Here is a 6,516-nt window from a genome sequence, read left to right as displayed (position 1 = left end):
GAAGTAGATGCTGCTTTGGCAATAGGAGCAGCAAAAGCAACAGAGGTTGCAAATGAGGTATTAAGTAGAGTAAGAGCAAAAGTTGGTTATTAACTTTTGCCCTTATTATGCTGGGTTCTTTTTATTTAATAGAAATTAATTCTACATCAAAAATTAGAGCGGCGTAAGGAGGTATTTGGCCTCCTGCTCCTCTTTCTCCATAAGCTAGTTCTTGAGGAATGTAAATTCTGTATTTAGAGCCAACAGACATTAATTGTAATGCTTCTGTCCATCCTTTTATAACTTGTGACACACCAAAAACAATAGATTCTCCGCGTTGTATAGAACTGTCAAAAATAGTACCGTCTACTAATTTGCCCTCATAATGTACTTCAACTTTATCATCTGCCGTAGGTTTTGGGCCGTCAGCAGGAGTTAAAATCTCGTATTGTAATCCGCTTTCTGTAGTTTTTATGCCTTCTCTTTTAGCGTTCTTAGCTAAAAAGTTTTCGCCTTCTTCGCGTTGTCTTTGTGCTTCTTTTTCTTTATGCTTAGAAATGTTTTTACGAATTAAATCGCTAGCATCTACTTTAGTAATTTTTTCTTCACCATTTAGAGTTTCTTCTAAAGCAACAGCGAACACATCATAGTTTATAGATTGTACTCCTACAGATTTTAAGCTACTTCCTATTTCTACACCAAATGCATAACTAAACTTGTGTATACTGTCGTTTAGGTTTACTTCTTTGGCTTTTTTAAGCTGATTTAACTCGTTTTTTAGGGTAGAGGCTTCAGATTTTAAAGCGGCTACTTCCTTTATTAAGTCTTTCTTTTTTTGAGCAAAACTTGCTGTGCTTATAAAAAGAGCTATTGCTGCAATTACTAATTTTTTCATTTTATGATTTATATTTTTGTACGAAAATAACCAAAATCAGTAGTATTTCTTCACAGGTTTATTTCTATTTAGAAAAAACTAAAAACCAACTAATTAGTTTGTGCTCTAGAGTAGAGCTCATTACCTAATGCCTTGCTTTGTAGTTTTAATGAGTATTTTAAGAGGTAAACTACTTTGTTTTGGGTTTTTGTATGTTTAATTTATGTAGTGTTAAACTAAATAGTCTTTTTTTAATGAGGTAAGTAAATTTAAATTACTTTGTGTTTTTCTAATTTTTATATGGCTTCAAACAATTTTCCGGGTAGTGGTCTAATTGCACCTTTCATTTCCATATTTAATAGCGTAGATGAGGTTTTAAAAACAGGAATGTTGCATGCTAAAGCAATAGTGTCTAGCAATTGTTTGCCTTCAGTTTGTAAATAAGAGTGTATTTGTTGCTCCAAATTGCTTAACTCTACAAACAACTGTTTTTGTATATTCTGATTTTCATTTTTTTGAGCTTCCCAATCTAATAAATAAACAACATCTGCCGCAGAAGTTATCATATGTGCTTTTTGCTGCTTAATTAGATTGTTGCAGCCTAAGCTGTACTTGTCCTCGGTTCTGCCTGGTACTGCAAAAACATCTCTATTATAGCTATGCGCAATGTCTGCGGTAACTAAGCTTCCGCCTTTTTCTGCAGATTCTATAACCACTGTGGCTTCACTTAAACCGGCAATAATTCTATTTCGTTTTAAAAAATTCTCGCGTTCTGGTGTGCTAGTGCTCCAAAATTCGGTTAAAAAGCCACCGTTTTTTTCTATGTCAGCTGTGTATTTGCTGTGCACTTTTGGGTAAATTTGGTTTAGACCGTGTGCCAAACAGCCAATAGTTTGTAACCCGTGCTTTACAGCTTCTTTTTGTATGCAAATGTCTACTCCGTATGCAAAGCCACTTACAATAACTGGATTTAAAGGAGCTATGTCTGCTATAAATTTTTCGCAAAAAGCAGTGCCGTAACTTGTTATTTTACGAGTACCCACAACACTAATAATTTTTCTATTTTTTAAATCGATATTACCTCGTTTAAACAATAAAATAGGAGCATCTATAGCATGTTTTAGGTAATCTGGATACGCTGCATCTGTAAAATATAAGGTTTCAATATTATTTTTCTCTATAAATTGAAGCTCTTCTTCTGCAGCATCTAAATGAGCTGTATCAAAAATATTCTTCAATTTTAAAGTGCCAATGCCATCAATTTTTAAAAGTTCTGCTTTTGTGCTACTAAAAATTTTAGAAGCACTGCCACAATGAGCAATTAATTTTTTGGCTGTAACACTTCCAATATTCGGAATGCTTTGCAATCTTAAATTCGCAATTAATTCTGTTGTAGTCATTTAGAGGCTTTCTATAATTGAGCACAAAATACAACAATTAAAATGTTAATAAAAAGTTGAGTGAAATGTTAAAAGCAAGATGATTTTTTACAATATTTGCCACAATGCGAACAGAACAATATATTGAAGAATTATTATATAGGTACAACTGTGTTGTAATACCTGAGTTTGGAGCTTTTTTAACGCAAAAAAAGTCTGCTGAATTAGATGAGGCTACTAATACCTTTACGCCACCTACTAAGATAGTTTCGTTTAACCAACAAGTAAAGTCTAACGATGGCTTGTTAATAACATATATTGCAACGGCTGAAAAATCTACCTACGAAGTAGCTTTAGAAGCGTTGACAAAAGAAGTTGAGCATTGGAAGAGAATGTTAAAATTAGGGCAAAGAATTAAGTTTGCTTCTGTTGGTGAGTTGTTTCTAAACGAAGATGAAAAAATTCAGTTTATACCAGCTAACCAAGTAAATTACCTAACTACATCTTTTGGTTTGTCTACCGTAGTAGCATCACCAATTACAAGAGAAGTTTTAAAAGAGGAAGTAGTTGCTTTAGAAGAAGAGGTGCCTTTTATCATTACTCCAGAAAAGAGAAAAACTAGTGCGTTTAGACCTTATTTAAAATATGCAGCAATTGCTTTGTTGGCAGTTTCTACAGGATTAACAGGTTTACGTTATTACAATACTACCGTTGCTATGCAAGAAGTTGCACAGCAAGATGCCAATGAGCAAATATCTAGAAGTATACAGGAAGCTACATTTTTTGATGCTACACCATTAGAATTGCCTTCTTTATCTTTAGATATTATTGCTAAACCAGCATCACAAGAGCATTATGTTATTGCAGGTGCATTTAGAGTGCAAAAAAATGCAAACAGAAAAATAGAAGAGCTAAAAGAACAAGGCTACAACGCATTGTATGTTGGTGTTAATAAATATGGTTTACACCAAGTTGCTTATGCTAGTTTTAGTGATGCTAACGAGGGTATAAACTACCTAAATAAAATAAAATCTAGCGTATCTTCAGACGCTTGGTTGCTTTCAGTAAAGTAAAATATTTTCTTTTTTAAAGTAAAAGCGCAGTATCTTTGCGCAAAATTTAAAAAATAGAAAATGCATACACCTAAAGATAGTAGAACAGTTATGACAGATTTGGTACTCCCTAGTGAGACCAATCCGCTAAATAACTTGTTTGGAGGAGAACTGTTAGCTCGTATGGATAGAGCTGCTAGTATTGCTGCACGTAGACATAGTAGACGTATAGTTGTAACGGCATCTGTTAACCATGTTGCTTTTAATAGATCTGTTCCTGTTGGCAGTGTTGTAACAGTAGAAGCTGCTGTTTCTAGAGCTTTTAAGACTTCTATGGAGATTTTTATTGATGTTTGGATAGAGGATAGGTTTAGTGGTGAAAAAACAAAAGCAAACGAAGCTATTTATACTTTTGTTGCTGTTGATGATACCGGAAAACCAACTGAAGTACCTGCATTAATTCCTGAAACTGATTTAGAAGTTGAGCGTTTTGAAGCTGCCTTGCGTAGAAAACAATTAAGTTTAGTGTTAGCAGGAAAATTGAAGCCAGCGGATGCAACTGAGCTTAAAGCAATTTTTGTAGAAAAATAACAACTAGTATATTTTTTTTGTAAATATTTTAAAATAAGTTATTTATATTTTTTATACTGATGAGTATATGTAAGAACGGCTTGGAAATTAATCTAAGCCGTTTTTTGTTTTACTATAAAAATGTTTTTGTTATTTGTTGTACTTGTTTCAATCCATCTGGATCTAACGCAGTCTTTAATTTGGTAAAATCTTCTGCCCATGCAGATGTTCTTACTCGTAAAGGAGGCTGCTCGTTGTTTGATACCTCTGCAATTACTTCTGCTACTTGTAATGGAGTTTGGTATGTGCTTTCTGAAGTTTCATTAGCTCTTTGTTGGTTACCTTCCATATATTTTTGAAAAATAGGAGCATATTCTCCAGTTGCAAATTCACCTTTAACAGCTGTATTTTTTATGGCAGAAGTCATAAATTCTGTAGAAATTCCTCCTGGTTCTATAATAGAGAAGTTAATGTTAAAGCTGGGACTAACATAGGTTGCTAAGGACTCTATAAAGCCTTCTACCGCAAATTTAGCACCACAATATAATTCGTTAAATGGCTGGCCAACCAAACCACCTACAGAACTTAGAGTAATTATATGGCCACTTTTTTGCTTTCTCATATGTGGCAATACTGTTTTAGTTGTGTAAACAACACCTAAATAGTTTACGTTTGTTACCCATTCTATCTCTTTTTCTGTTGCTTGTTCTATTGTTTTTCCAAAACCTGCTCCTGCGTTGTTTAGCAATACATCTAACTTACCATCTTTACTAATAATTTTTTCTACAGCTTTAGTTATTGTTTCTTGCTTAGTTACATCTAACTCTAAAATATCTATATCTAGATCGTCTTTTTTTATGCTTTCTTTTAGTGCATTACTTTTTTCAAGGTTTCGCATTGTAGCGTATACTTTGTATCCGTTTTTAGCAAACAGTATTGCAGATTCTAATCCTACTCCTGTTGATGTTCCTGTAATTAATACGTTTTTTTTCATTTTTATGTAATTTTATTTTGGACTGAATATTCATTCCAGTTGTTAAACAAATTTTTTTACTCTTTAATCGCATCCCAAACCAAGTTAATTTGGTTTTTAAGGGATTTATTATTGTTATTAGGTAAATTAATCCATCTTAAATAAGATAGTATTGAGCCACCTATAAATTGTAGCAACTCGTCATTTTCTATATTTTTAATAATATGCTCTTTTTTTCCTTTTAATAGAAGAGATATAGCACCTTCTATGGCGTTGTAGCCAACATTTTTACTTTCTGCTGTAATAATTGGAGATGCTTGCAATTGGTCCATAAAACCAAAGTATAGTCTGCTTTTAGTAAAAAAGTCAACTACAATACTATAATACATCTCAAACTGAATTTTAACAGGTAAATCTTTATTAAATACAGTATCTAAGACCTGTTTTTCTTCTTCTTTAATAGCTACATAAATAGCATTGATTAAGGCTTCCTTGTTTTCAAAATAATTATAAATAGTTCCCATACCAGTATTTGCTTTTTTTGCTATTGCAGACATTGGTGTAGCGTGTATACCGTTTTCTACTAATAACTCCAAGGCAGCTTTTAATATGGTTTCTTTTTTATTCATACCGCAAAGATAAGGCTTTTGGAATAAATATTCCAAAAGCCTTTATTTTAAATTTCTGTTAAAAGTGCAAATGGTGGCTTATTTAAATCAGTTTTGTTCTAATAACAACTGGTTTTTCATTGAGCTTTGTAGCGGCTAAAACCTTAAATTTAGCAATGTGGGGTTGTTGCCCGTGTAAATCTAAACCAGCTTCATTCTTCCATATCTCATGAAAAATAAATGTATTGTTATCTGTTAAGCTTTGCTGTAAGTCATATTTTATACAGGCTTCTTCTTTTAAGGTTTCTACTACCATATTTTGTAAAGCAGCTTTAACCTCTTCAGTAAACTCTGGCTTACTCTTAATTATTGCGGTTACATAAATTTTCATAAATCTAGTCTTTAAATTGCTGTTGCAAATGTTGCGAATAAATTACCATATCTCTATTTATATCTGCATTTTTTTCTACATCATGAAAGTGAAAACTTTTAATAGGAGTCATTCCTGTAAAAGCATTCATTTTATGAAACCCAAATAATGGTCCGTCATCAACACTAGTTTCATTAAAGAATTCACCAGGCATAGTAAAGGCTGTTCTAGGCGCATTCCAGCTACTTGTAACCATATACTTTTTGTTGTGCATAAGTCCACCCGTTCCATAATTTATATTCGGATTTGTAGATCGTCTTCCGTCACTACTGTAAATACCATTGTTGTGTCCTTCTGTAAAAACAACATCTATGTATTTTTTAAAATTATGTGGTACTTGAAACCACCATATAGGTGTGTGGTAAATAATAATATCTGCCCAAACATATTTTTTTACTTCTTCTTTAGCGTTATAACCATTGGCAATATGAGTTGTTTTTACCATTGTACTGGGCATCTTGCTAAAAAAAGCTTCAGTTGCATTAGTTATTGTTTTATTAAATTGTCCGCTAGAATGACCAAAATTTTGTCCTGCATTTATGATAAAGATATGCTTCATTTTATATTTTTTTTAATTAAATGGCAAAGTTATATCTTGCTTAACTATAATTAAAATAGTATAAATTATACATTTGTATTATAATACTAATA

The 6,516-nt window shown here is 32.4% G+C and carries 8 protein-coding genes; 2 read left to right on the top strand and 6 right to left on the bottom strand.

Translation table 11 applies throughout. The features are described from left to right. Positions 1 to 121 precede the first annotated feature (121 nt). Positions 122 to 874: an FKBP-type peptidyl-prolyl cis-trans isomerase gene (locus ABJD66_RS04900; RefSeq protein WP_348128855.1), complete on the bottom strand. Its 753-nt coding sequence runs from the start codon at positions 872 to 874 to the stop codon at positions 122 to 124. A gap of 275 nt (positions 875 to 1,149) precedes the next feature. Continuing rightward, positions 1,150 to 2,253 carry a DNA-processing protein DprA gene (dprA, locus tag ABJD66_RS04895; protein ID WP_348128852.1) on the bottom strand — a complete coding sequence of 368 codons (1,104 nt, stop codon included), beginning with the start codon at positions 2,251 to 2,253 and terminating at the stop codon, positions 1,150 to 1,152. 104 nt (positions 2,254 to 2,357) lie between these two features. Between dprA and ABJD66_RS04890 the strand changes: the two genes are divergently transcribed. Next, positions 2,358 to 3,305, top strand: coding sequence for an SPOR domain-containing protein (locus tag ABJD66_RS04890; RefSeq protein ID WP_100894294.1), 948 nt, complete (start codon positions 2,358 to 2,360; stop codon positions 3,303 to 3,305). A 60-nt stretch (positions 3,306 to 3,365) separates the two neighbouring features. After that, positions 3,366 to 3,875: an acyl-CoA thioesterase gene (locus ABJD66_RS04885; protein WP_100894293.1), complete on the top strand. Its 510-nt coding sequence runs from the start codon at positions 3,366 to 3,368 to the stop codon at positions 3,873 to 3,875. Positions 3,876 to 3,987: 112 nt separating this feature from the next. Here the strand turns inward: ABJD66_RS04885 and ABJD66_RS04880 are convergent, their stop codons facing one another. From ABJD66_RS04880 to ABJD66_RS04865, 4 genes are all read right to left on the bottom strand, one after another. Further along, on the bottom strand, positions 3,988 to 4,848 hold the full coding sequence (locus ABJD66_RS04880) for an SDR family oxidoreductase (RefSeq protein ID WP_348128847.1): 861 nt from the start codon (positions 4,846 to 4,848) through the stop codon (positions 3,988 to 3,990). Positions 4,849 to 4,904: 56 nt separating this feature from the next. Further along, positions 4,905 to 5,456, bottom strand: a complete 552-nt coding sequence (locus tag ABJD66_RS04875; protein ID WP_348128844.1) for a TetR/AcrR family transcriptional regulator — start codon at positions 5,454 to 5,456, stop codon at positions 4,905 to 4,907. Positions 5,457 to 5,538: 82 nt separating this feature from the next. Further along, a complete protein-coding gene (locus ABJD66_RS04870; protein WP_100894290.1) occupies positions 5,539 to 5,826 on the bottom strand; it encodes a putative quinol monooxygenase in 288 nt (95 codons plus the stop codon). Positions 5,827 to 5,830: 4 nt separating this feature from the next. Beyond that, a complete protein-coding gene (locus ABJD66_RS04865) occupies positions 5,831 to 6,424 on the bottom strand; it encodes an NAD(P)H-dependent oxidoreductase (RefSeq protein ID WP_100894289.1) in 594 nt (197 codons plus the stop codon). Between the last annotated feature and the right edge of the window lie 92 nt (positions 6,425 to 6,516).

Source organism: Cellulophaga sp. (genome assembly GCF_039943695.1).
GTDB lineage: Bacteria > Bacteroidota > Bacteroidia > Flavobacteriales > Flavobacteriaceae > Cellulophaga.
The sequence above is the reverse complement of the archived record's forward strand: the minus strand, read 5'-3'. Positions and strand labels throughout refer to the sequence as shown.

Coding starts and splice junctions, on each gene's coding strand:
- ABJD66_RS04865 (WP_100894289.1), bottom strand. CDS start 6,424: ATGAAGCATATCTTTATCATAAATGCAGGACAAAATTTTGGTCATTCT.
- ABJD66_RS04870 (WP_100894290.1), bottom strand. CDS start 5,826: ATGAAAATTTATGTAACCGCAATAATTAAGAGTAAGCCAGAGTTTACT.
- ABJD66_RS04890 (WP_100894294.1), top strand. CDS start 2,358: ATGCGAACAGAACAATATATTGAAGAATTATTATATAGGTACAACTGT.
- ABJD66_RS04875 (WP_348128844.1), bottom strand. CDS start 5,456: ATGAATAAAAAAGAAACCATATTAAAAGCTGCCTTGGAGTTATTAGTA.
- dprA (WP_348128852.1), bottom strand. CDS start 2,253: ATGACTACAACAGAATTAATTGCGAATTTAAGATTGCAAAGCATTCCG.
- ABJD66_RS04885 (WP_100894293.1), top strand. CDS start 3,366: ATGCATACACCTAAAGATAGTAGAACAGTTATGACAGATTTGGTACTC.
- ABJD66_RS04900 (WP_348128855.1), bottom strand. CDS start 874: ATGAAAAAATTAGTAATTGCAGCAATAGCTCTTTTTATAAGCACAGCA.
- ABJD66_RS04880 (WP_348128847.1), bottom strand. CDS start 4,848: ATGAAAAAAAACGTATTAATTACAGGAACATCAACAGGAGTAGGATTA.